Source organism: Enterococcus sp. DIV1420a (genome assembly GCF_051712165.1).
In the GTDB taxonomy this organism is placed as follows: Bacteria; Bacillota; Bacilli; order Lactobacillales; family Enterococcaceae; genus Enterococcus; species Enterococcus faecalis.
The window spans coordinates 1-337 of sequence record NZ_JBIOOI010000011.1 but is presented as its reverse complement, the minus strand read 5'-3'; the positions used below and the strand labels follow the sequence as shown (position 1 = coordinate 337).

The 337-nt window shown below is 28.2% G+C and carries 1 protein-coding gene; it reads right to left on the bottom strand.

The genetic code is table 11. From position 1 onward, the window contains the following. Positions 1–103: 103 nt before the first annotated feature. Positions 104–337: hypothetical protein (locus tag IGI80_RS18970; protein ID WP_438724298.1), on the bottom strand; the 234-nt coding region annotated here is incomplete at its 5' end.

The following is a 337-nucleotide window of genomic DNA, read 5'->3' as shown; positions in this document are numbered from 1 at the left end:
ATCTTTCTTTTTTATTTTTTTATTTGTTCTAATGTTACAGAACAATTTAAAAACCGTAGTTAAATTTCAATTAATGTTAATTTCGCTCTTACAAACTAATTATTTAGTTATAACCATCAAATGTCAATGCTGTTTCACTCTCTTTTTTATTGCTTTTGAACATCAATAAGTGTATAATTAATATTTTTAAAATTTTACTTTCTTTTGATTGGCTTTTGATGTACACTTCAAACCGCTCGATTTCTGCACTATCAGACGCAACGAAGACTTTTCCCGCTACGATATAAGGCATATCCCTTGCTTTTAATGTCAAAATCATGCCATCTTTTAATTGCCT